At 74.2% G+C, this 22464-nt stretch carries 18 protein-coding genes; 6 read left to right on the top strand and 12 right to left on the bottom strand.

Translation table 11 applies throughout. The features are described 5' to 3' along the window. Window positions 1-4 precede the first annotated feature (4 nt). Window positions 5-1399 carry a UDP-N-acetylmuramate--L-alanine ligase gene (gene murC / locus ACOTKD_RS20970; RefSeq protein ID WP_424890524.1) on the top strand — a complete coding sequence of 465 codons (1395 nt, stop codon included), beginning with the start codon at window positions 5-7 and terminating at the stop codon, window positions 1397-1399. Between the two features lie 33 nt (window positions 1400-1432). Then, window positions 1433-1840, top strand: coding sequence for a peptide-methionine (R)-S-oxide reductase MsrB (msrB, locus tag ACOTKD_RS20965; protein ID WP_424890523.1), 408 nt, complete (start codon window positions 1433-1435; stop codon window positions 1838-1840). Window positions 1841-1864: 24 nt separating this feature from the next. Here msrB and ACOTKD_RS20960 read toward each other — a convergent pair whose 3' ends face one another. The 4 genes from ACOTKD_RS20960 to lpdA all read right to left on the bottom strand — a co-directional run bounded on the left by ACOTKD_RS20960 (window position 1865) and on the right by lpdA (window position 6485). After that, window positions 1865-2158, bottom strand: a complete 294-nt coding sequence (locus ACOTKD_RS20960) for a hypothetical protein (protein WP_424890522.1) — start codon at window positions 2156-2158, stop codon at window positions 1865-1867. Between the two features lie 79 nt (window positions 2159-2237). Further along, complete coding sequence (gene treZ, locus ACOTKD_RS20955; RefSeq protein ID WP_424890521.1) at window positions 2238-3998, bottom strand: malto-oligosyltrehalose trehalohydrolase; 1761 nt, start codon at window positions 3996-3998, stop codon at window positions 2238-2240. A 53-nt stretch (window positions 3999-4051) separates the two neighbouring features. Continuing rightward, window positions 4052-4984, bottom strand: a complete 933-nt coding sequence (locus ACOTKD_RS20950; RefSeq protein ID WP_424890520.1) for a GNAT family N-acetyltransferase — start codon at window positions 4982-4984, stop codon at window positions 4052-4054. 70 nt (window positions 4985-5054) lie between these two features. Then, window positions 5055-6485, bottom strand: a complete 1431-nt coding sequence (gene lpdA, locus ACOTKD_RS20945) for a dihydrolipoyl dehydrogenase (RefSeq protein WP_424890519.1) — start codon at window positions 6483-6485, stop codon at window positions 5055-5057. 94 nt (window positions 6486-6579) lie between these two features. On the opposite strand from lpdA, the gene ACOTKD_RS20940 reads away from it, so the two are divergent. After that, the gene (locus tag ACOTKD_RS20940; protein ID WP_424890518.1) at window positions 6580-7467 is read left to right on the top strand and encodes a LysR family transcriptional regulator; all 888 of its coding nucleotides are present in this window, start codon (window positions 6580-6582) and stop codon (window positions 7465-7467) included. A 102-nt stretch (window positions 7468-7569) separates the two neighbouring features. Here ACOTKD_RS20940 and treY read toward each other — a convergent pair whose 3' ends face one another. Then, a complete protein-coding gene (gene treY / locus ACOTKD_RS20935) occupies window positions 7570-10017 on the bottom strand; it encodes a malto-oligosyltrehalose synthase (RefSeq protein WP_424890517.1) in 2448 nt (815 codons plus the stop codon). Between the two features lie 257 nt (window positions 10018-10274). After that, window positions 10275-12401: a glycogen debranching protein GlgX gene (gene glgX / locus ACOTKD_RS20930; protein WP_424890516.1), complete on the bottom strand. Its 2127-nt coding sequence runs from the start codon at window positions 12399-12401 to the stop codon at window positions 10275-10277. 438 nt (window positions 12402-12839) lie between these two features. On the opposite strand from glgX, the gene ACOTKD_RS20925 reads away from it, so the two are divergent. Both ACOTKD_RS20925 and ACOTKD_RS20920 read left to right on the top strand, forming a co-directional pair. Next, window positions 12840-14078: an SAV2148 family HEPN domain-containing protein gene (locus ACOTKD_RS20925; protein WP_424890515.1), complete on the top strand. Its 1239-nt coding sequence runs from the start codon at window positions 12840-12842 to the stop codon at window positions 14076-14078. A 103-nt stretch (window positions 14079-14181) separates the two neighbouring features. Beyond that, window positions 14182-14913, top strand: coding sequence for a 3'-5' exonuclease (locus ACOTKD_RS20920; protein WP_424890514.1), 732 nt, complete (start codon window positions 14182-14184; stop codon window positions 14911-14913). 311 nt (window positions 14914-15224) lie between these two features. On the opposite strand, the gene ACOTKD_RS20915 is transcribed toward ACOTKD_RS20920, so the two are convergent. Next, window positions 15225-16034: a phosphotransferase gene (locus ACOTKD_RS20915; protein WP_424890763.1), complete on the bottom strand. Its 810-nt coding sequence runs from the start codon at window positions 16032-16034 to the stop codon at window positions 15225-15227. Between the two features lie 449 nt (window positions 16035-16483). Between ACOTKD_RS20915 and ACOTKD_RS20910 the strand changes: the two genes are divergently transcribed. After that, the gene (locus ACOTKD_RS20910; protein WP_424890513.1) at window positions 16484-17713 is read left to right on the top strand and encodes a S8 family serine peptidase; all 1230 of its coding nucleotides are present in this window, start codon (window positions 16484-16486) and stop codon (window positions 17711-17713) included. Window positions 17714-17825: 112 nt separating this feature from the next. Here the strand turns inward: ACOTKD_RS20910 and ACOTKD_RS20905 are convergent, their stop codons facing one another. The 5 genes from ACOTKD_RS20905 to ACOTKD_RS20885 all read right to left on the bottom strand — a co-directional run. Beyond that, window positions 17826-18611: a sirohydrochlorin chelatase gene (locus ACOTKD_RS20905; protein ID WP_424890512.1), complete on the bottom strand. Its 786-nt coding sequence runs from the start codon at window positions 18609-18611 to the stop codon at window positions 17826-17828. After that, window positions 18608-19510: an ABC transporter permease gene (locus ACOTKD_RS20900; RefSeq protein ID WP_424890511.1), complete on the bottom strand. Its 903-nt coding sequence runs from the start codon at window positions 19508-19510 to the stop codon at window positions 18608-18610. Before ACOTKD_RS20900 ends, ACOTKD_RS20905 begins: the two co-directional genes overlap by 4 nt. Beyond that, window positions 19497-20300, bottom strand: coding sequence for an ABC transporter ATP-binding protein (locus tag ACOTKD_RS20895; RefSeq protein WP_424890510.1), 804 nt, complete (start codon window positions 20298-20300; stop codon window positions 19497-19499). The genes ACOTKD_RS20900 and ACOTKD_RS20895 overlap by 14 nt, the downstream gene beginning before the upstream one ends. Window positions 20301-20343: 43 nt before the next feature. Next, window positions 20344-21459: an aliphatic sulfonate ABC transporter substrate-binding protein gene (locus ACOTKD_RS20890; protein ID WP_424890509.1), complete on the bottom strand. Its 1116-nt coding sequence runs from the start codon at window positions 21457-21459 to the stop codon at window positions 20344-20346. Window positions 21460-21634: 175 nt separating this feature from the next. Then, window positions 21635-22464, bottom strand: an 830-nt coding sequence (locus tag ACOTKD_RS20885; RefSeq protein ID WP_424890508.1) for an elongation factor 1-alpha C-terminal domain-related protein, incomplete at its 5' end; no start/stop codon positions are given.

Raw genomic sequence — 22464 nt, 5'->3', positions numbered from 1 at the left:
GCACATGGCACCGGCCGTCCCCACGACGATGGACCGACCGCACTTCATCGGCATCGGCGGCGCCGGCATGTCGGGCATCGCGAAGATCCTGGCCCAGCGCGGCGCGCAGGTCGCGGGCAGCGACGCGAAGGAGTCCGCGACGGCGGCGGCCCTGCGCGAGCTGGGCGCCACGGTCCACATCGGCCACGCCGCGGAGCACCTGGCGGCCGACGCGACCTGCGTCGTCGTCTCCAGCGCCATCCGCGCGGACAACCCCGAGCTGGCCGCGGCCGCCGAGCGCGGCATCCCCGTCGTGCACCGCTCGGACGCCCTCGCCCGCCTGATGGACGGCCTGCGCCCGATCGCGGTCGCCGGCACGCACGGCAAGACGACCACGACGTCGATGCTCGCGGTCGCCCTGGACGCGCTGGGCCTCGACCCGTCGTACGCCATCGGCGGCGACCTGGACGCCCCGGGCTCCAACGCCCGGCACGGCGCCGGCGAGATCTTCGTGGCGGAGGCGGACGAGAGCGACCGCAGCTTCCACAAGTACGCGCCCGAGGTCGCGATCATCCTCAACGTGGAGCTGGACCACCACGCGAACTACGCATCGATGGACGAGATCTACGAGTCGTTCGAGACGTTCGTGGGCCGGATCCGGCCGGGCGGCACGCTGGTCGTCGCCGCGGACCAGCCGGGCGCCCGCGAGCTGACCGAGCGCATTTCGGGCCGTCATGACATCGAGGTCGTCACGTACGGCGAGGCGGAGGACGCCGACGTGCGCGTCCTGAAGGTCACCCCGCGCGGTCTGACCAGCGAGGTCACCGTCCTCCTGGGCGGCAAGATGCTGACCTTCACGGTCTCCGTCCCCGGCCGCCACTACGCGCACAACGCCGTGGCCGCCCTCGCCGCGGGCATCGCCCTCGGCATCCCCGCGCACAACCTGGCCTCCGCGATCGGCAAGTACACCGGCGTCAAGCGCCGCCTGCAGCTCAAGGGCGAGGCGGCCGGCGTGCAGGTCATCGACTCGTACGCCCACCACCCCACCGAGATGACCGCCGACCTGGAGGCCATCCGCGGCGCCGCGGCCGGCTCCCGCGTCCTGGTCGTCTTCCAGCCGCACCTGTTCTCCCGCACCCAGGAGCTCGGCACCGAGATGGGCCAGGCCCTCGCGCTCGCCGACGCGTCCGTGGTCCTGGACATCTACCCGGCCCGCGAGGACCCGGTCCCCGGCGTCACCAGCGCCCTGATCATCGACGCGGCGGTGGCCGCGGGCGCCGACGTCCGCGCCGAGCACGACATGGCCGCGATCCCGGACGTCGTCGCGGGAATGGCCCGCCCCGGTGACCTCGTTCTGACCATGGGGGCGGGAGACGTCACGGACCTCGGTCCGAAGATCCTGGCCCGCCTGGAGAGCTGAACCGGAAAGCCGTATCCCCGAAAGGCGAGCGACATGGCGTACGAGGTCGAGAAGACGGACGAGCAGTGGCGCGCGGAGCTCTCCCCGGCGGAGTACCAGGTGCTCCGCCGGGCCGGCACCGAGCCCGCCTTCCGGGGCGAGTACACCGACACCAAGACCGCCGGCGTCTACTCCTGCCGCGCGTGCGGCGCGGAGCTCTTCCGCTCCACGGAGAAGTTCGAGAGCCACTGCGGCTGGCCGAGCTTCTACGACCCGAGGGACTCCGCCGCCGTCGAGCTGATCGAGGACCGCTCCCACGGCATGGTCCGCACCGAGGTCCGCTGCGCCCGCTGCGGCTCCCACCTGGGCCACGTCTTCGAGGGCGAGGGCTACCCCACCCCCACGGACCAGCGGTACTGCATCAACTCCATCGCCCTGCGCCTGGAGCCGGCCGAGGGCTGAGGGGCCGGGGCGGCTGAGGCGGGCTCACTTCTGCGTGGCGGCGAGGCCCTTCTTCAGGTCGTCGTAGTTCATGACGGGGATCAGCTCGACGTCGGCCTCCATCTCCAGCAGGAGCGACTCCAGCGTGGCGGGTATCTGCGACGAGTCCGCCAGGTCGAAGACGAGCGTGCAGGTGCGGCCGCCGTCCATGGGGCCGAAGTAGGCCGCTTCGGGCTTGGTCCGGTCCATCAGCTCCTGCACGAACTTCGGCAGCTCGCCGCGCCTGTAGACCTCGTTCGAGGCGTGGGTGTCCAGCCGGGCCCTGAGCATCACGCGCATGGCTCATCGTCCCCTCGGGGCGACCCACCGCACCCGGCGCTCCGGCTCCGCGCTCACTGAGGCGCGGATGCGCCCGTCTTCAGCGTCTCTCCGGGGCGGGGCCGTCGCAACGCAGCACGGCCGCCGAGGCGGGCGGCAGGTGGAGGAGGCCGTCCGGGCCGGGGAGGTGGACCGGGTGCCAGGCGGCCAGGATCCCGGTCGGGCCGGGGGCGCCCAGGGGCAGGGCGGCCGGTGCGGCCGTGGGGTTGACGGCCGTGCACAGGGTGCCGCGGCGCAGGACGGCCGTGCCGCCGGGGCCCACGACGGCGGTCGTGGAGGAGAGCGGGCCCGGGTCCGGTTCGGCGCGGCGGAGGGCGATCAGGCGGCGGTGCCAGTCCAGCAGGGCGCGGTGCGGCTCGCGCTCCGGCTCGCTCCAGTCCAGGCAGGAGCGGGCGCGGGTGGCCGGGTCCTGCGGGTCGGGGATCTCCTCCGCGGACCAGCCGTGCGCGGCGAACTCGCGCCGGCGGCCGGTGCGGACCGCCTCGGCCAGCTGCGGGTCCGTGTGGGCGGTGAAGAACTGCCAGGGGGTGCGGGCGCCCCACTCCTCGCCCATGAACAGCATGGGCGTGAAGGGCCCGCCCAGGACGAGCGCGGCGGCGCAGGCGAGCAGGCCGGGGGAGAGGCCGGCCGTGAGCCGGTCGCCCTGGGCGCGGTTGCCGATCTGGTCGTGGTTCTGGGCGTAGCCGACGAGGCGGTGCGCGGGACCGGCCGCCGGGTCGAGGGGGCGGCCCCACGGGCGGCCGCGGAACGAGGAGTGCGTGCCGTCGTGGAAGAAGCCGCCGCGCAGCGTCTTGGCGAGCGCCGCGGCCGGGTCGGCGGCGAAGTCGGCGTAGTAGCCCTGGGACTCGCCGGTCAGGACGGTGTGCAGGGCGTGGTGGAAGTCGTCGTTCCACTGGGCGTGCAGGCCCAGGCCGCCGGCCGGGCGCGGCGTCACCGTGGCCGGGTCGTTCAGGTCGGACTCGGCGACGAGGAACAGCGGCCTGCCCAGCCGCGCGGCCAGTGCGTCGACGGCGCCGGACAGCTCGGCGAGGAAGTGCTTGGGCCGGTTGTCGGCGAGGGCGTGGACGGCGTCCAGCCGCAGCCCGTCCAGCCGGTAGTCGCGCAGCCAGGCCAGCGCACTGCCCGTCAGGTACGCGCGCACCTCGTCGGAGCCGGGGGCGTCGAGGTTGACGGCCGCGCCCCACGGCGTGTGGTGGGTGTCGGTGAAGTACGGCCCGAAGGCGGGCAGGTGGTTGCCGGAGGGGCCGAGGTGGTTGTGCACCACGTCCAGGACGACGCCGAGGCCGAGCGCGTGGGCCGCGTCCACGAAACGGGCGAGGCCCGCGGGTCCGCCGTAGGGCTCGTGCACGGCCCACAGCGAGACGCCCTCGTACCCCCAGCCGTGCGTGCCCGGGAACGGGCACACGGGCATCAGCTCCACATGGGTGACGCCCAGTCCGGCGAGGTGCGGCAGGCGCGCGGCCGCGGCGTCGAAGGTGCCCTCGCGGGTGAACGTGCCCACGTGCAGCTCGTAGAGGACGGCCCCGGGCAGCCCCCGGCCCGCCCACGCGTGCCGCCACGGGAAGCCCCCGGGGTCGGTGACGGCGCTCAGCCCGTCGGGCCCGTCGGGCTGGCGGCGCGAACGCGGATCGGGCCGTACGGGGCCGCCGTCGAGGGCGAAGCCGTAGCGGGTGCCGTCCCCGCCCGGTGCCTCCCGCCGCCACCAGCCCTCCCGCGCCGGATCCCGCTCCATCGCGTACGCCCGGCCGCCGGCCTGCAGCGTCACCCGCCCGGCCCGCGGCGCCCACACCTCGAACAGCACTGGCGGCTCCTTCCGGCCGTGGCGAGCGCAGTGCTGTCCATGGTGCCCCGCGGTCAGCCCTCCCGGGGCGGAAGCAGGTCGATGCGCTCCTGGCTGACGGGGTAGCCGGCCTTCGCGAAGTGCGCCGCCATGGGGAAGTTGCCCCGGTCGGTGGCGGCCGCGATGCGGGTGGCGCCCTCGTCCACCAGGTCGTGCGTGCACTCCACGAGCAGGTCGTAGGCGTAGCCGCGGCCGCGCTGCCCGGGAACGACGCCGATGTAGCCCACGCACGGCCCGGCCGGGTTGTGCGCGGGGATGTGGATGCCGACGAGCTCGCCGCCGGGGGTGTGGGCGAGCTTCCACCACGCGCGGGGCGACGGCAGCCAGTCGAGGAACTCCATGGAGTCGTCGACGGCCGCCTCCAGGCCGCGTTCGGCGACGTTCCTGGAGTCGTGGGCGTCGAGCGTGCCGTGCATGGTGCGGCCGAGCACGTCGCGGATGACCGCGTCGTGGGGCTCGGGGCGGCACACCAGCCGGCCCGTGCGCTCCGGAAGCGGGCAATCGGTCGTCCACTCGTAGCGGAAGCGCTCGACGAGGACCCGCATCCCGGCGGCCTCGGCGGCCGCGACGCGGGCCTCGACGGCGGCGCGCACGTCGGGCAGGTCGCGCCAGCCGGGCGGGGCGATGAGGCAGTACTCGGACTTCAGGGGCGCGGTGCGCAGCACCCGGGCTGCCGCGTCCGCCTCGCCGTCGGCGAAGTCGAACCAGTCGAGGGCCTTGGGCGTCTCGTCGCCCGGTCCTCCCCACCAGGCGGCGCGGGCCACGACCTTGCCGTCGCGCAGCGCGACCCAGGTCCAGTCGGGCCGGTACTCCCCGCCCTCGTGGACGGGCACGTAGGCGTGGCCGAAGGCGCCCTTGCCGACGAGGGCGGGGGCGGAGGGGGCGTCGAAGGAGGTGAACAGGTGGGTGTCGTGTTCGGTGAGGGCGCGGACGACCAGCTCGGTCATGTGTTCCTTCCGGAAGGGAAACGTTGCGCCGAGAGTGCGCGGGCAGGGCCCCGCCCGTCCACCGAATTCTTCACACCTGGTGCAGCCCCCGCCCCGCCAGCGACAGCATCACCTCGCCCACCGCCTCCGACAGCGTCGGGTGCGGGTGGACGTGCTGGGCGACGTCCGCGGCCTCCGCGTCCCAGCCGACGGCCAGCTGGCTCTCCGCGATCATCTCCGAGACGTGCGGGCCCACCAGGTGGACGCCGAGCAGCCGGCCGCCGCCTTTCTCGGCGACGGCCTTCACCACGCCGCCCTGCCCGTGCACCATGCCCTTGGCGATGGCCGTCAGCGGCATGGAGTTGACCTCGACGTCGAAGCCGCGCTCGCGCGCACCCGCCTCCGTCAGGCCGACCGAGGCCGTCTGCGGGCTGGAGTACGTGACGCGCGGCACGGCGGCGTAGTCGACCGGCCGCGGAGCCCGCCCGGCGAGGGTCTCGGCGACCAGCAGCCCCTCCGCGAAGGAGGCGTGGGCCAGACCGGGGGAGGGCGGCGGCAGCAGGTCACCCACGACGTGGATGCCCGGCACCGCCGTCTCCAGGCGCGACCAGTCGGCCGGCCGCACGAAGCCGCGGGCGTCGACGGCGAGACCGGCCGCCGCGAGGCCGAGGCCTTCGGTGACCGGGACCCGGCCCACGGCCACCAGCAGCCTCTCCGCCGTGACGGTGCGCACGTCCCCCTTGGCGGTGCGCAGCGTGGCCCGCACCCCGCCCTCGTGGACGGCGGCCTCCTCCAGCCGCGCCCCCGCCTGCACGTCGATGCCGCGCTTCTTCAGACCCCGCGTCAGATACCGGCTCACGTCGGCGTCCTCCAGCGGCAGCAGCCGGTCCGCCGCCTCCACGAGCGTCACCTCGGCGCCCATGGAGCGGTGCAGGGACGCGTACTCGACGCCGATGGCACCCCCGCCCAGCACCAGCACCGAGCCGGGCAGCCCGGGCGCGAACAGCGCGTCGTCGCTGGTCACCACGCGCGCGCCGGCAGGCTCCAGGCCGGGCAGCGTGCGCGGCCGGGAGCCGGTCGCGAGGACGACGCCCCGGCGGGCCGTCCACTGCGCGCCCGCGTCCGCGCCCGAGTCGATCCGTATGCTCCGTGCGCCTGTCAGCGATGCGGAACCGCGCACCACGCGTACGCCGGCCTGCGCCAGATGGCCCTCCACGCCACGGTGGTTGCGGGAGACGATGTCATCGCGGGTCGCGGTCAGCGCGGACCAGTCGACCGACTCCAGCGTCGCCTTCACCCCCCACCGCTCGCGCGCCTCCGCGATGCCGTCCACGAGCTCCGCCGCGTGCAGCATCGCCTTGCTGGGTATGCAGCCGCGGTGCAGACAGGTCCCGCCCACCAGGTCGCGCTCCGCGAGGACGACGCCGAGGCCGAGCGCCGCGGCCCGCAGGGCGGTGCTGTAGCCGCCCGTGCCGCCGCCGATCACGATCACGTCTGTTTCCTGCAAGCCTGTTTCGCGCATGACGTCACCCTGCGCCGTCAGGGATCATGAGTCCAACGCAATGTTTCGATGGAGCCCATGACCTGGGTTCATGAGCGCTCAAGGGGGGCCGGGCATGAGCCTGCGGCAGATGGAGTACCTCGTCGCCGTCGTCGAGGAGGAGTCCTTCACCCGCGCCGCCGAGCTCCTCAACGTCACCCAGTCCGCGCTCTCCCACCAGATCAAGGCCCTGGAACGGGACGTCGGCGGCCCGCTGCTCGAACGCCGGCCGCGCGGCATCGGCCTGACCCCCATGGGCCGCGCGTTCCTCCCCCACGCCGAACTCGCCGTCCGCAGCGCCGGACAGGCCCGCCGGGCGGCCAAGGCCGCGGCCGGCGCTGCCGGCGGCGAACTCCACATCGCCTCGCTGCACGCCCTCGCGGTCGGCGTGCTGCCACCCGTCTTCGCACGCTGGCGCCGCGCCTTCCCCGCCGTCCGCCTCCACCTCCACGAGTACGCGACCACGGAGGAGCTGCGCGACCACATGGAACGCGGGGTCGCCGACATCGCCGTCGGCCCCCGCCCGGAGGGCTGGCACGGCCCCGTCGTCTCCCTCGGCGACGAGGAGATCATGCTGATCACCTCGGCCGCCGACCCGCTCGCCGCCCGTACGGACCCGGTCACGCTCCCCGAGCTGGCCGACCGCGACTGGGTGCGCTGCGCCCTCGAACCGCTCGTGCAGGGCAAGCGCTGGCTGGACTGGGTCTGCGAACAGGGCGGCTTCAGCCCCCGCACGGCCGTCTGGACGGAACACTCCTCGACCGCCGTCCGGATGGCGGTCGCCGGGCTGGGCCTGGTCGCCGCCCCCGTGCACATGGCGCGCGACGTGCCCGGCGCCGTGGCCGTCCCCGTCGACCGGCCGTGGCGCCGCGAGCAGACCGCGTTCGCGCGCGTGGAGCTCACCGGCGCCACCGCCGCCTTCGCCGAGCTCTGCCGCGAACTGACGTTTCCGGACACCGACTGAAGTCCGCGGCGGGATCGCGCCCTGCAAGGGGCGCGAACTGCGCGACCAGCCACGCACGGCCCGCAGCCGACCGGCCGCACACCCGTACCGCCGGCGGAGCGCTCACTCCCGTACGAGCAGCGCGACCGGACTGCGCTCCAGCAGCTCCGCCAGGGCCACGGGCGTCTCGTACGAGACGCCCGTCAGCACCTCGCGCCACCGCCCGCCCCCCGGCAGCCCCAGCACCGTCTCCCGCAGACCCCCGCTCCGGGCGAGCCGGCGCTGCAGCCGTGAGACGACGGTGACCACCTCGCCGGAGCGGGCGAACGCCACGCAGTGCCCGGCGGCCGGGCCGTCGGCGGTCAGCGGCTCGTACGAGGCGCCCGCGCCGAACCACTCGGGGCGCTCGCGGCGCAGCCGCAGCACGGTCCGCGTCAGGTGCAGCTTCTCGGCGGACAGGCTGTCCGCGGCACCGTCCCCGTCCCCGGCTTCCGCTCCGGTTTCGGAGAAGACCGGCGGCCGCCGGTTGTCGGGGTCGACCAGGGCGGCGTACGCGCGCTCCGTGCCCATGTAGAGGTCCGGGACGCCCGGCATGGTCAGGTGCAGCAGGGCCGCGCCGAGCGTGTTGGCCCGTACGGACGGCCGCAGCGCGTCCTCCAGGGGCGCGAGCGCGGCGCGGGCCGCACCGCACGGGCCTCCCGTGACGAAGGCCTCCACCGCCGCCTCGTACAGCGCGTCCGGCTCGGTCCACGTCGTGCGCAGCCCCGCCTCGCGCACGCTCTTCAGCACGGCGGCGACGAGCCGGGACGCGTCGGCGGTCCGGTCGGCGGGCCCGTCGGTGGTCCGGTCGGCCGGGCCGAGCCCGAAGGCGGTCTGCCAGGCCAGCCACGCCGCGTGCGGGTCGGGCGCGGCGGGCTCCGCGGCCGCCAGCCGCTCCATCAGGTCGCCCCACTCCTGGGGGCATTCGCTGAGCGCGGCGATGCGGGCGCGCACGTCGGCGCTGCGCTTGGTGTCGTGCGTGGAGAGCACCGTGCCGGTCGCGGGCCAGTCGCGCTGGAGGCGGGCGCAGTAGGCGTGGAAGTCCTCGGGGGAGACCGCGGGCCGGCCGGGGTCGCCGCCGACCTCCGTGGCGGACAGCAGGGGCGCGTGCCGGTAGAAGGCGGTGTCCTCGACGGACTTGGCGCGCAGCGCGGAGGCGGTCTGTGCGAACCGCGCGCAGAAGTCCCGGTGGTCGGGGCCCTGCCCCAGACGGCCGAGCGCCGCGTCGCGGATCACCTCCGCCGCGGCCGCCTCCTCGGGGACGGCGAAGGCGCCGCGCGCGTCCTGGGCGGCCTGGTCGAGGAGGGCGGCGTCGACGGGGGCGACGGGCCGGCCGGGCACGGCGTAGGGGCGGTAGACGGGCAGCCGGACGAGGATCTCGTGCAGGGCCGTGCGCAGGGCCCAGGGCGCGGTGTCGCGCAGCCGGTGGGAGCCCTCGCAGATCCGGCCGGCGGTCCGGACGAGCCGTTCGGACTCGGCGGCGAGCTCGTGGCTGATCACCTTGTACGCGGCGCGCCGCACCGTCGCGGGCCAGTCTCCGCCGCGGTCGGGCGGCAGGCCGGTGAAGTCGCGGTAGCGGGCGCCGAGCGCGCCCGCGCCCTCGGGGTCGAGGAAGAGGCCGTCGAGGCGGCGCAGGGCGTCGTAGCCGGTGGTGCCGGCGACGGGCCAGTCGGCGGGCAGCCGCTCGTCGGCGCTGAGGATCTTCTCGACGACCGTCCACCGGCCCTCGGTGGCCTCGGCGAGCCGGTGCAGGTAGCCCGCGGGGTCGGCGAGGCCGTCGGGGTGGTCGACGCGCAGCCCGTCGATCACGCCCTCGCGCAGCAGCTGGACGACCTTGCCGTGGGTGGCGGCGAAGACCTCGGGGTCCTCGACGCGGACGGCGATCAGCTCGGAGACGGTGAAGAAGCGCCGGTAGTTGAGCTCGGTGCGGGCCAGGCGCCACCAGGCGGGCCGGTACCACTGGGCGTCGAGCAGCTCGGGCAGCGGCAGCCGCTCGGTGCCGGGCCGCAGCGGGAACGCGTGGTCGCCGTAGCGCAGGACGGGCCCGGAGCCCTCCGCGCGGCCCGCGACCGTGAAGTGCCGCAGCTCCGCGCCGAGCGGGCCGGCCAGGACGGGGAGCAGCACCTTCCCGCCGTGCTCGGCCCAGTCGATGTCGAACCAGCGGGCGTAGCGCGAGGCCGGGCCGTCCCGCAGGACCTCCCACAGCGGGCCGTTGAGCGTCGCGGGCGCGGGCACGGCCATGTGGTTGGGGACGATGTCCAGGACGAGGCCGAGCCCGTGCTCCCGGGCGGTGCGCGCGAGCGACCGCAGGCCCTCCTCGCCGCCGAGCTCCGCCCGTACGGCCGAGTGGTCGGTCACGTCGTAGCCGTGGGTGGAGCCGGGGACGGCCTCCAGGACGGGCGACAGGTGCAGGTGGGACACGCCGAGCGAGGCCAGGTACGGCACGGCCTCCTCGGCCGCCCGGAACGGGAAGGCGGGCTGGATCTGGAGCCGGTAGGTGGCGGTCGGCGCGCTGCGGTGCGGGGGCCTCATGGGAACGTACGTACCCACTTGGCGCGGCTTTGCCGCGGGCTTCCCCGCGGGGCCACCAGTACGGTGGGTTCGGCACGGCTCGGCACCGCCGGTCTGCGCCGCCGTGGTTCCGCGCCGTTGCGGCGGGAGAACGATGCCGCGGCCGCTTCGGTCTCGCTCGGCGAGTGGCCGCTGGATTCAGTCCGCCGCAGCGGCGCGGCACCACCACGGCGAGGGTCCGGTGGAATGGGCGGCGTCCGTACCCGTACGCACCGGCACTACGCCGGCCGCTGCAGCACCGTCAGGCTGCGCTCGGCCAGCGTCAGACGCTCCCCCGCTCGGACCTTCGGTCCGTCCGTCTCGACGCCCTCCGCGCTCGCGGTGTCGACCACGATCTGCCACTGCCTGCCGTGATCGGCGGGGACGACGAAGTCGAGCGGCTTGTCGTGCGCGTTGAACATCAGCAGGAAGGAGTCGTCGACGACCGGCTCGCCGCGCGGGCCGGGCTCGGAGATCGCCCCTCCGTTGAGGAAGACGGTCAGGGACTTGGCCTGGGCGGCCTGCCAGTCGCTGTCCCGCATCTCTTCACCCTCGTGGGTGAACCAGGCGATGTCGGACAGCTCGTCGTGCGTGCCCTGCACGGGGCGGCCGTGGAAGAAGCGGCGGCGCCGGAAGACCGGGTGGTCGCGGCGCAGCCACACCATCGCGCGGGTGAAGGCGAGCATCCGGCGGGCGCGCGTGGAGGACGCGTCGCCGGGGTGCGGCCAGTGCACCCAGGAGACGTCGTTGTCCTGGCAGTAGGCGTTGTTGTTGCCGCGCTGGCTGCGCGCGAACTCGTCGCCGTGGCTGAGCATGGGCACGCCCTGGGACACCAGCAGGGTGGCGATGAAGTTGCGCATCTGGCGCTCGCGCAGGGCGAGCACCCCGGGGTCCCCGGTGTCCCCCTCGGTCCCGCAGTTCCAGGACCGGTTGTGGTTCTCGCCGTCGCGGTTGTCCTCGCCGTTGGCCTCGTTGTGCTTGCCGTTGTACGCGACGAGGTCGTGCAGGGTGAAGCCGTCGTGGCAGGTGACGAAGTTGATGGAGGCCAGCGGGCGGCGGCCGTCGCCCTGGTAGAGGTCGGAGGAGCCGGTCAGGCGCGAGCCGAACTCGGCGAGGGTGGCCGGCTCGCCGCGCCACAGGTCCCGCGCCGTATCGCGGAATTTTCCGTTCCACTCGGCCCAGAGCGGGGGGAAGTTCCCGACCTGGTAGCCCCCCTCGCCGACGTCCCACGGCTCGGCGATCAGCTTGACCCGGCTGACCACGGGGTCCTGCTGCACCAGGTCGAAGAAGGACGACAGCCGGTCCACCTCGTGGAACTGGCGCGCGAGCGTCGCCGCCAGATCGAAGCGGAAGCCGTCCACCCGCATCTCGGTCACCCAGTACCGCAGCGAGTCCATGATGAGCTGCAGGACGTGCGGGCTGCGCATCAGCAGGGAATTGCCGGTGCCGGTGGTGTCCATGTAGTACTGCGGGTCGTCCGCGAGCCGGTAGTACGAGGCGTTGTCCAGGCCGCGGAAGGACAGCGTCGGCCCCAGGTGGCTGCCCTCGGCCGTGTGGTTGTAGACCACATCCAGAATGACCTCGATGCCCGCCGCGTGCAGTGCCCGCACCGCCGACTTGAACTCCAGCACCTGCTGGCCCCGGTCGCCCCAGGAGGCGTAGGCGTTGTGCGGGGCGAAGAAGCCGATGGTGTTGTAGCCCCAGTAGTTGGCCAGCCCCGCGTCCACCAGCCGGTGGTCGTTGACGAACTGATGGACCGGCATCAGCTCGATGGCCGTCACCCCCAGCTCCGTCAGGTGCTCCAGCACCGCGGGGTGGGCCAGCGCCGCGTACGTGCCCCGGATCTCCTCCGGCAGCGCGGGGTGGCGCATCGTCAGGCCCTTCACATGGGCCTCATAGATGACCGTGCGGTGATAGTCGGTGCGCGGCGGGCGGTCGTCCCCCCAGTCGAAGTACGGGTTGACGACGACCGACGTCATCATGTGCGGCGCCGAGTCCATGTCGTTGCGCTTCTCCGGCCGCCCGAAGTGGTAGCCGTACACCGCCTCGCTCCAGTCGACGGCCCCGCTCACCGCGCGGGCGTAGGGGTCCAGCAGCAGCTTGGCGGAGTTGCAGCGGTGGCCGCGCTCCGGCTCGTACGGGCCGTGCACCCGGAAGCCGTACCGCTGACCCGGCATCACCCCCGGCAGATAGGCGTGCCGCACGAAGGCGTCGCTCTCGCGCAGCTCGACCGCCGTCTCCGAGCCGTCGTCGTGCAGCAGGCACAGCTCGACCCGCTCGGCGACCTCCGAGAAGACCGCGAAGTTGGTGCCGGCGCCGTCGTACGTCGCGCCGAGGGGATACGCCTGTCCCGGCCAGACCTGCATCGACTCTTCCGTTCTTCCGTCGTCCCCGGTCCTGTCGTACCGGTGGTCACGCGCGCGTACGGGCCGAAGCGGCATCCTCGCCCAATCGGAGCCGACGGGCCGCCCTTTCGCCAGATCTTCCCCAAAAGGAGCGCCGCCACCGCCTTCTTCGGCTAGTCCGACCGGGTGACCCGGCGCGAGCCGGGCGGACGCGGACCCCGCCCGAACGGGCCGCGGGACACCGCCGGCACCGCGCCCGTACACGCGCCCGCACGGCCCTCACCGCGCCTTTTGCGCCCCCGTCGCTATGAAACCGCTCACTCCCCGCACCTGGACCCCGGACAACAGCCACACGAAAGCCGAGAGTTGACGGAGGACCGGACGCGTCCGGGTGCAGGGCCTCCCGCCCGCACAGTAGTCTGCCTTGATCGTTGGACGGGGGCGGAAGGGCGGTGCACTGTGAGCTCGGGCGGGCTGGAGCTGCCCCCTGGAGACGGAGGTCCCGGGGGTGACGGTTCGGCCGACACACCTCCCGGAGCCGTGTCCTTGGCGCGCCCCGTGGAGATCGGCGCCGCGCTGGACTGGGACGCCGACGCGTGGAGCGAGGTGCGCACCCGCGCCCGGCGCGCCGGGCGGGCCTACATCTGGCTCAACCTCGTGGAGCAGCGGCTGCGCGCCGTCGTGGCCGCCGTGCTGCGGCCGGTCTACGAGCCCGTGCACGGCGAGGACGAATGGGTCGTCGCCGCGGCCGGCCCCGCCGGGCAGGAGTGGGTGCAGCGGGCCGTGGCGGTGCGCGAGGTCAGCCGCCGCAAGGGCTACCTGCTGGACCCCGCCGACGACAACGTCCTCAGCTTCCTCACCCTGCCCCAGCTGCGCGAGCTCCTCGTCCAGCACTGGCCCTGCTTCGAGCCCTACCTCGACGACCGGCGCGAGCTGGAACTGGCGCTGGACGAGCTGGAGGTCACGCGCAACGTCGTCTCCCGCAACCGGGCCCTGTCCGAGACCGTCCTCGCCCAGGCCGAGCGGGCCGCCGGCCGCCTCCTCGCCATCCTCGGCGGCAGCGGCTCCGGCGCCGCGTCCGCCGACCGGCTGCCCGTCGACGCCGTCGAGGACATCGTGGGCGACCGCTACGCCGACGTCGTCGGCGTCCACCCCGACCGGGTCCGGCTGCAGCGCCAGCTGCCCGTCGAGGACCTCTTCGGCAGCGCCCGGCGCCTCGACGCCGTCGGCATAGGCCTGAACCTGCTCGTCCAGAACTACTCGGGGCGCCGGCTCGTCCGGCTCGCCGAGGCGGGCTGCCGGGCCCGCCTGCTCTTCCTCAACCCCGCCAGCAGCGCCGTGCGGCGCCGGGAGCGGGAGCTGGGGATCAAGAAGGGCGAGATGAGCCGGTCCGTCGAGATGAACATCATGCACATGCGGCGCGTGCGCGACCGGCTGCGGGACACCGCCGCCTTCGAGATCCGCGTCTTCGACGAGACGCCCCGCTTCACCGCCTACCTCGTCAACGGCGACGGCTCGGACGGCCTCGCCGTCGTCCAGTCCTACCTGCGCAAGGCCCGCGGCATGGAGGCGCCCGTGCTGGTGCTGCGCGGCGGCGGCTCCGTCGTCCGCGACGGGCGCGAGCCCGAGCACGGGCTCTTCGAGACCTACCGCGAGGAGTTCGAGAGCGTGTGGGCGGACTCGCGACCGGTCTCGTGACGGCCGCCCCGGCGGCGTTCCCGCAGGCCGGGACGGGGCGATGTCAGTGGGGCGTGCGACGCTGGGGAACCAGTCGGGGGAAGCACCACGAAGGGGGACCGCGATGGGATGGCATCAGGAGCTGCTGATCGGCTTCGACCTGGAGACGACGGGCACGGACCCGGCGGAGGCGAGGATCGTCACGGCCGCCGTCGTCGAGACCAAGGGCGGTGAGCCGATCGGGCGCCGGGAGTGGCTGGCCGACCCCGGCGTCCCCATCCCGGACGAGGCCGCGGCCATCCACGGCATCACCAGCGAGCGCGCGGCGCTCGGGCGGCCCGCCCGCGAGGTGGCCGACGAGATAGCCGGCATCCTCGTCGCCCACTGGTCGGCGGGCGCCCCCGTCGTCGCCTACAACGCCGCCTACGACCTGACGATCCTCGCGGCGGAGCTTCAGCGGCACGGGCTGCCGTCGCTCGGCGAGCGGCTCGCCGCGGAGTCCGCGGGGGCCTCCGCGGCCGGCGCGGCGGCGGGGACGGGGCCGGTCGTGGACCCGCTCACCATGGACCGCGCGCTCGACCGCTACCGCCGCGGCAAGCGCAATCTGGAGACCGTCTGCCACGTCTACGGCGTCACCCTGGACGACGCCCACGAGGCGGGCGCGGACGCCCTCGCCGCGGTCCGGGTCGCCTGCGCCCTCGCCGAGCGCTACCCGGAGGTGGCCGCGGCCGCCCCGTGGGACCTCCACCGGGACCAGGTCCGCTGGTACGCGGACTGGGCACGGGGGTACGAGGCGTGGCTGCGGCGCGGGGGGAATCCGACAGCAACGGTCGACCCCCGGTGGCCCTTGCGCTGACCGCGCGGTGGTCGACAGCGTCGTACGCGGTGCTCCCGCCGCCGAGCATTCCGCCGGACCCTCGCCGCGACGGCTTCTCGCCGTTGCGGCGGAAAGTTTGCCAGGGGCGGGACTGTGATGTGCGCGTCGGCGTCCGGGCAGACGTCTTCCGCGCGCGCAGGGGATCGCGCCCCGTAAGGGGCGCGGGGAACTGCGCGATCAGCCACGCACGGCCCGCAGCCGGCCGGCTGCATGTCCGGCAGGCGCGATCCCGCCACCGGGCCGTGCCCTGGAAGGGCCCCGCAGGGACCCCCCGGGACGGGGTCGGGCCCTCAGAACGGATACCACCGCACCGCCGCGTCCCCCTCCCGCAGGGACGCCACCCGGCGGGTGAACTCAGCGCGGGCCGCCGCACTGGCCGGCGCGTGCTGGGCCACCCACGCGCAGCTCGCCGTCTCGCGGGCGCCGCGCAGGACCCCGCAGCCCGCCCACTCCCGCACGTCCCAGCCGTACGTGCGCACGAAGGTGTCGTAGACGGCGTCGGGCAGGCCGTAGCGGTCCTTGCTGAGGGCGAGGACGACGAGGTCGTGCTCGCGCAGGTCGCCGGAGAAGGTCTCCAGGTCGACCAGGACGGGCCCGTCGGGGCCCATGTGCACGTTGCGGGGGAGGGCGTCCCCGTGGATCGGGCCGCGCGGCAGGTGCGGGGTGAGCGCGGCGGCCTCCGCCGCGAACGCGTCGCGCCGCTGCCGCAGATACGCGGCGTCGGCCGGGTCGATCGCGTCGCCCGCCAGCCGCAGCCACCGCTCCACGCCGCCGAGCAGCTCCCGCGGCGGCAGGGCGAAGTCCGGCTCGGGCAGGGCGTGGATGACGTGCAGCAGCGAGGCGAGGTCGGCGGGCCCCGCGGGGCGCACTGCGTCGGGGAGCCGGTGCCAGAGGGTCACGGGCCTGCCCTCGGCCACGCGCGGCGCGGGCTCGGCGGCGCGCACCGCCGGGACGCCGTGCCCGGCCAGCCAGGCGGCGACCCGCAGCTCGTGCCGTGCCCGGTCCAGCAGCGCGGCGTCGCGGCCGACCTTGGCGACGAGCCCGCCTCCGGCGAAGACCGCGTTCTCGCCGAAGGAGAGCAGGGCCGCGTCCGCCGGCATCTCCGGCACGGCCGCCGCGAGCAGGGCGCGCGCCCGCTGTTCCGTGAATGCCGTGCTGCCGTCCACCGCGTCCGTCACCGTGTCCCCGCTTCCTGTGTTCACCCTGCTGACCTGCCACGCTACCGGCTCGGCCGGTGATGGCCGAAAGTAATCGTCGGCCGATACGTCTCGTCTCGGCAGGCCCGGAACGGGGCCGTTCGCCCGTTGTTCTCATCAGGGCTGCCCCCGCGCTCAGTTGATGCGCCGTCAGTGCCCAAATTGCCTTCCTTCAAAGGCTTTTGGCATTACGCAATGACGTTGCCTATGTCACAAAACCCGGAGGGGGTTGAACTGCCCGCGTCAAATCCGACAGGGTTTCGAAGCACCCGGAGCGACCCCTTCCGTCACTCCGGGTGTGCACTGACTCATGCTCAATTCCCCCCACAACAGCACGAGGAGGAAACCTCGTCATGGCAGCACACAAGCGCGCCGGCCGGCGACGGCTGATCCTTGCGATATCCGCCGCGACCGCCGTCACCGCCGGAGCCACGCTCATGGCTCTGCCGGCCGGCGCCGCCCCCGCCCCCGAAGGCACCGTCTACGGCACCGAGTCCAAGGACGCCGTCGACGGCAGCTACATCGTCATGCTGAAGGACGGCAAGGAGGGCGTGGGCGCGAAGTCCGTGTCCGCGCAGGGCGGCGACCTCGCCCAGCGGTACGGCGGCAAGCTCGGCCGCACCTACGACTCGGCCATCCACGGCTTCTCGGCCAGCGGCCTCGACAAGACCGAGGCCAAGCGGCTCGCGGCCGACCCGGCCGTCGCCAAGGTCGTGCAGAACCACCGCTTCAAGGCCACGGCCACCCAGGAGGCCCCACCCTCCTGGGGGCTGGACCGCATCGACCAGACCGAGACCAAGGGCGACGGCAAGTACGCCTACCCCGACGGTGCCGGTGACGGCGTGACCGCGTACGTCATCGACACCGGGGTCCACATCAGCCACAAGGACTTCGGCGGCCGCGCCTCCTTCGGCTTCAACGCCGTCGACAAGAGCGACAAGGCCGAGGACGACAACGGCCACGGCACCCACGTCGCGGGCACCATCGCCGGCACGGCGCACGGCGTCGCCAAGAAGGCCAAGATCGTGGCCGTCAAGGTGCTGGACGGCCAGGGCTCCGGCTCCACCGAGCAGGTCGTCGCCGGCATCGACTGGGTCACCAAGAACCACAAGGGCCCCTCGGTCGCCAACATGAGCCTCGGCGGCGGTGCGGACGAGGCGCTCGACGCGGCCGTGCAGAAGGCGATCGCCTCCGGCGTCACCTTCGCCGTCGCGGCGGGCAACGAGTCCACGGACGCGGGCAACAGCTCCCCGGCCCGGGTGAAGGAGGCCATCACGGTCGCCTCCTCCACCAAGGACGACCAGCAGTCCGACTTCTCCAACTTCGGCAGCGTGGTCGACCTCTACGCCCCCGGCTCGGACATCACCTCCGACTGGAACGACAGCGACTCCGGCACCAAGACCATCTCCGGCACGTCGATGGCCACCCCGCACGTGGTGGGCGCCGCCGCGGTCTACCTGTCGGCCCACAAGGACGCCACGCCGGACCAGGTCGCGGCCGCGCTGGTCAAGGGCGCCACGCCGGACAAGATCTCCAACCCGAGCGCGGGCACGCCCAACAAGCTGCTGAAGGTCACCGAGTAGTACCGGTAGTACCGGACAGCAGGACAGCCCATCGGCCGGGGGCCGCGCCCCCCCCCCACGGGGCGCGGCGGCCGTGCCCTTTCACGCCCCCGGCAGGTCGCCGGGGGCGGGATCAGGCCGAGCGGCCGAGAGCCGCCCGCGGCTGCGGGGAGGCGGCCGCCCCCGCCGCGGCCGCCTCCGCTTGCAGATAGCGCCGCACTACGAGCGCCACCACCTCGGGCGCCGCACCCAGCACGCCGGCGAGGACGTCCGCGCCGCCCTCCGCGGCGCCCCGCGCGATGCGGTCCGGCAGCCGGCCGGGCGCGAGGACGTACGGGGCGACCGCCACCCGGCGGGCCCCCTCCGCGCGCAGCGCCCGCACGGCGTCCGCCACGCGCGGCAGGGAAGCGGAGGCGAACGCGGGCCGCACGGCGCACCAGCCGGTACGCCGCCACTCCCGCGCGATTGCTGCGATCACCGCGCTCGCCTCCGGGTCGGAGGAGCCCGCCGCGGCCAGGACGACCCCGGTCGGGCTCCGGTCGCCGGGCGCCAGCCCGGCCTCGTGCAGCCGCCGCTCCAGGGCGGCGGTCAGCAGGGGCGACGGCCCCAGCACCCGCGCCTGCCGCACCCGCAGGTGCGGCAGCCCCGCCGTCGCCGCCCGCAGCACGGCCGGGATGTCCGCCTTGGCGTGGAAGGCGCGGGTCAGCAGCAGCGGCAGGGCCACCACGTCCCGTACGCCCTCCGCCGCGAGCCGCTCCAGCACCCGTGGCACGCCCGGCACGCAGAAGTCGAGGAACCCGGCCTCGACCCGTACGCCGGGCAGCGCCGCCGCCACCTCCTCGCGCAGGGCGAGGACGGTGGCCGCGTGGCGCGGGTCGCGGCTGCCGTGGGCGACGAGGAGCAGGGGAACGGGGGTCACCGGGCCGCCGCGGCCAGTCCGCGCGTCCGCAGCACCCGGCGCTCCAGCGGGCTGAAGACGGCCAGGTCGATGGCGATGCCGACGAACAGGATGAGGATGATCCCGAGGAGGACGCCCGGCATGTCGGAGTCGGTGCGCGCGTTCTCCAGGTACTGGCCGAGCCCCAGCCCCAGGTCGGGGGAGGAGGCGATCAGCTCGGCGGCCATGAGGGACCGCCAGGAGAACGCCCAGCCCTGCTTCAGCCCGGCGATGTAGCCGGGGAGCGCGGCGGGCAGCAGGACGTGCCGGGCGCCGCGCAGGCCCGTGGCGCCCAGGGTGCGGCCCGCCCGCAGGTACAGCGGCGGCACCTGGTCGATGCCGGACACCAGGCCGTTGGCGATGGACGGCACCGCGCCGAGCAGGATCACCGCGTACATCGCCCCGTCGGTGATGCCCAGCCAGATCACCGCCGCGGGCACCCAGGCGACCGACGGCAGCGACTGCAGCCCGGACAGGACGGGGCCGAGCGCGGCCCGTACGAACTTCACGCGCGCGACGAGCAGGCCGAGCGGCGTGCCCAGGGCGAGGGCGGCGGCGAAGCCCAGCAGGCCGCGCGAGACGGACGTCCAGACGATGTCCAGGAGCGTGCCCCGCAGCCACAGCTCCTCCAGGCTGTGCCAGACCGCGGACGGGTCGGGCAGCTTGTAGTCGTCGGTGACCTCCGCGACGACCAGCACCTTCCACACCACGAGGACCAGGACGACGGCCGTGACCGGCGGCAGGACCTTGTGGAGCAGCACCTTCCGCAAGGGCGTGCGCTCGACCCGCACCGCGTCCAGGGCGTCGAGCCCGGCCTCCAGGCCGGCGAGGTCGTGGCTCGCGCCGGAGGAGCTCCGGGCTCCGGTCTCAGTGCTGGCCATGGCGGCGGATCTCCCCACGCAGTTCTTCGGTGATCTCGACGGACAGGTCCGCCACGGCCGCGTCCTCGATGCGGCGGGGCTGGGGTATGTCCACGGCCCACTGCCGCGCCACCCGCCCCGGCCGCGAGGACAGCAGCACGACGCGCTCCGCGAGCCGCACCGCCTCGCGGACGTTGTGGGTCACGAACAGCACCGACAGCGACGTCTCGGACCAGATGCGGGTCAGCTCGTGGTGCAGTACGTCCCGGGTGATGGCGTCCAGGGCCGCGAAGGGCTCGTCCATCAGCAGGACCTGGCTGTCCTGCGCCAGCGCGCGGGCGAGCGCGACGCGCTGCCGCATGCCGCCCGACAGCTCGTGCACCCGCTTGCCGTACGCACCGGAGAGCCGTACGAGCTCCAGGAGCCGCTCCGCCTCCGGCCGCCGCTCCGCGCGCGGCACGCCGCGCAGCCGCAGCGCCAGCTCGATGTTGCGGCCCGCGGTGAGCCACGGGAACAGCGCGTGCTCCTGGAACATCAGGGCCGGGCGCCCGCCGGGCACCTCGATGCTGCCCGCGGTCGGCCGGTCCAGGCCGGCCACCAGGTTGAGCAGGGTGGACTTCCCGCAGCCCGAGGCCCCCAGGAGGCACACGAACTCGCCGGGGCGCACCTCCAGCGAGACGTCGTCCAGCACCGGCTGGGCCGCGCCGGGCCGGCCGAAGGACTTGTGGACGTGCGCGATCCTGACCGCCGCGGACGCGCGGTCCGCGAGCGCGGTCGCGCCGGTCTTGTCGGTCGTCAGTGCCGGGGCCATCCGGTCACCTCCTGGTGATGGGGCGGATACGACGGGCGGGCGGCTACTGCTTGCCGAGCTTCGCGGCGGTCACCGCGGGCCTGCCCTCGGCCTTGAGAACCTTGTTGAGCAGCGTCAGGTCGTAGATCCCCGCAAGGTCCGGCTTCTCCAGCAGCCCGGCCTCGACGGCGTGGTCGGCCTCGGCGCCCAGCGACGCCGCCAGCGGGTCGTCGAGGACCTCGATGGACTTCCAGGCCGGGTCGAGGACCTCCGCGGGCAGCTCCTTGCCGGAGAGCTTCTTCAGCGCCGCGTTCGCCGAGGCCTCGGCCTTGTCCGGTTCGGCCTTGATCCACGCGTTGGTCCTCACCGAGCCGCGCAGCACGGCCTCGACCACGTCGGGGTGCTCGTCCAGGAACTTCTGCGACACGATCACATTGGTGATGACGAACTTCCCGTCCGGCCACAGCCCGGACTCGTCCAGGAGCACCTTGCCGCCCTCGGCGACCAGCTTCGACGCGGTCGGCTCGGGCACCCACGCGCCGTCCACCGAACCGGACTTGAAGGCGTCGGGGGTGACCTTGTTGTCCGTGCGGACGACCGAGACGTCGCCCTTGCCGCTCTGCGGGTCGACCTTCCAGCCCTTGCCCGCGATCCAGTTGAGGAACGCGACGTCCTGGGTGTTGCCCTTCTGCGGGGTGGCGATCCGCTTGCCCTTGACGTCGTCCAGGGAGGAGATCTTCTTGGGGTCGACGACCAGCTTCACGCCGCCCGAGGCCGAGCCCGAGACGATGCGCAGGCTCTTCCCCTTGGACTTCACGTAGCCGTTGATCGCGGGCGACGGGCCGATCCAGCCGATGTCGATCGAGCCCGCGTTGAGCGCCTCGATCTCGGAGGGGCCGGCGTTGAACGTGGTCGAGCGGAGCTTCGTGCCGCCCAGCTCCTTCTGGATCAGCCCCTCCTGCTCGCCGACCAGGGGCGTGGCGTGGGTGATGTTCGGGAAGTAGCCGATCCGGACGGTGTCCGCCGACAGCTTCTTCGCGTCTCCCGTCCCGCCCGCGGGCCGGGCCGCGGAGTCCTTCTGCGAGCCGTAGCCGCACGCGCCGAGGGCGAGGGCCAGCAGGGGGAGGGCGGCGAGGGCGGCGAGGACACGGCGGCGGGGCGGGCGGGCGGCGCTGGACACAGGGGGGTCCTCTCGACGGGCCGGGGTATGCCTAGGGGACGCCCGGCGCTTCAGTGGGGCGTAAGGGGAGTGACTGGTACGGGAAGAGGCGGGGCGCTGACGCCGTGGGTACGGGCGTCAGCACGCACATCGGCCGATGCCGCCCGCCGAGCCGGTCGTGGTCGCGGTCGTCATCTCAGAAGTCCCAGCCCTCGTCGCCGGCCGCCGCGGCGATGCCGTCCGCGAACGCCTCACCCGCCATGCCCGCCGTCAGCGTCGTCCCGTCGGCCGGGTCGATCAGCAGGAACGAGCCGGTGAGCCGGGAGTCGGCGTACCGGTCGAGCGCCAGCGGCTCGGCCGTGCGCAGCACCACCCGGCCGATGTCGTTGGCGGCCAGCTCACCGGGGTCCGGGTGGGGGGAGAGGTCGTCGAGCTCCAGCCGCGACGGCACCGCCTTCACCAGCGCCTTGACCGTACGGGTCGTGTGCTTGAGCAGCACCCGGTCGCCCACGCGCAGCGGCCGGTCCGCCACGTGGCAGACGGTCGCCTCGACGTCCCGGGTCGTGGCGGGCGCGTCCGCGGCCGGGACGATGAGGTCGCCGCGCGAGACGTCCACGTCGTCGGCGAGGCGCACCGTCACCGACTGCGGCGCCCACGCCACGTCCACCGACGAGCCCAGGGCGTCGATGGCGGCGATCGTGCTCGTGCGCCCGGACGGCAGGACCGTCACCCGCTCGCCGACGCGCAGCACGCCGGAGGTGATCTGTCCGGCGTAGCCGCGGTAGTCGGGGTGGGCGGTGGTTTGGGGGCGGATGACGTATTGGACGGGGAAGCGGGCGGGCTCGTTCGCCGGGTCGGTGACGACGGGCACGGTTTCGAGGTATTCGAGGACGGTGGGGCCGCCGTACCAGTCCATGTGGGGGGAGGGGGTGACGACGTTGTCCCCGGCGAGCGCCGAGACCGGGATCGTGGTGATTTCCGGTATTCCCAGGGAGCTTGCGTAGGCGGCGAATTCCTCGGCGATCG

The sequence above is a fragment of the Streptomyces sp. XH2 genome, from assembly GCF_049725035.1.
Lineage (GTDB): Bacteria > Actinomycetota > Actinomycetes > Streptomycetales > Streptomycetaceae > Streptomyces > Streptomyces roseoverticillatus.
The sequence above is the reverse complement of the archived record's forward strand: the minus strand, read 5'-3'. Positions and strand labels throughout refer to the sequence as shown.

Bases quoted from the DNA above. Each gene is read 5' to 3' on its own strand.
- murC (WP_424890524.1), top strand. From the start codon at position 5: ATGGCACCGGCCGTCCCCACGACGATGGACCGACCGCACTTCATCGGC.
- ACOTKD_RS20940 (WP_424890518.1), top strand. From the start codon at position 6,580: ATGAGCCTGCGGCAGATGGAGTACCTCGTCGCCGTCGTCGAGGAGGAG.
- msrB (WP_424890523.1), top strand. From the start codon at position 1,433: ATGGCGTACGAGGTCGAGAAGACGGACGAGCAGTGGCGCGCGGAGCTC.
- ACOTKD_RS20960 (WP_424890522.1), bottom strand. From the start codon at position 2,158: ATGCGCGTGATGCTCAGGGCCCGGCTGGACACCCACGCCTCGAACGAG.
- ACOTKD_RS20915 (WP_424890763.1), bottom strand. From the start codon at position 16,034: ATGCCGGCGGACGCGGCCCTGCTCTCCTTCGGCGAGAACGCGGTCTTC.
- lpdA (WP_424890519.1), bottom strand. From the start codon at position 6,485: ATGCGCGAAACAGGCTTGCAGGAAACAGACGTGATCGTGATCGGCGGC.
- ACOTKD_RS20895 (WP_424890510.1), bottom strand. From the start codon at position 20,300: ATGGCCCCGGCACTGACGACCGACAAGACCGGCGCGACCGCGCTCGCG.
- glgX (WP_424890516.1), bottom strand. From the start codon at position 12,401: ATGCAGGTCTGGCCGGGACAGGCGTATCCCCTCGGCGCGACGTACGAC.
- ACOTKD_RS20900 (WP_424890511.1), bottom strand. From the start codon at position 19,510: ATGGCCAGCACTGAGACCGGAGCCCGGAGCTCCTCCGGCGCGAGCCAC.
- ACOTKD_RS20910 (WP_424890513.1), top strand. From the start codon at position 16,484: ATGGCAGCACACAAGCGCGCCGGCCGGCGACGGCTGATCCTTGCGATA.
- ACOTKD_RS20920 (WP_424890514.1), top strand. From the start codon at position 14,182: ATGGGATGGCATCAGGAGCTGCTGATCGGCTTCGACCTGGAGACGACG.
- ACOTKD_RS20950 (WP_424890520.1), bottom strand. From the start codon at position 4,984: ATGACCGAGCTGGTCGTCCGCGCCCTCACCGAACACGACACCCACCTG.
- treY (WP_424890517.1), bottom strand. From the start codon at position 10,017: ATGAGGCCCCCGCACCGCAGCGCGCCGACCGCCACCTACCGGCTCCAG.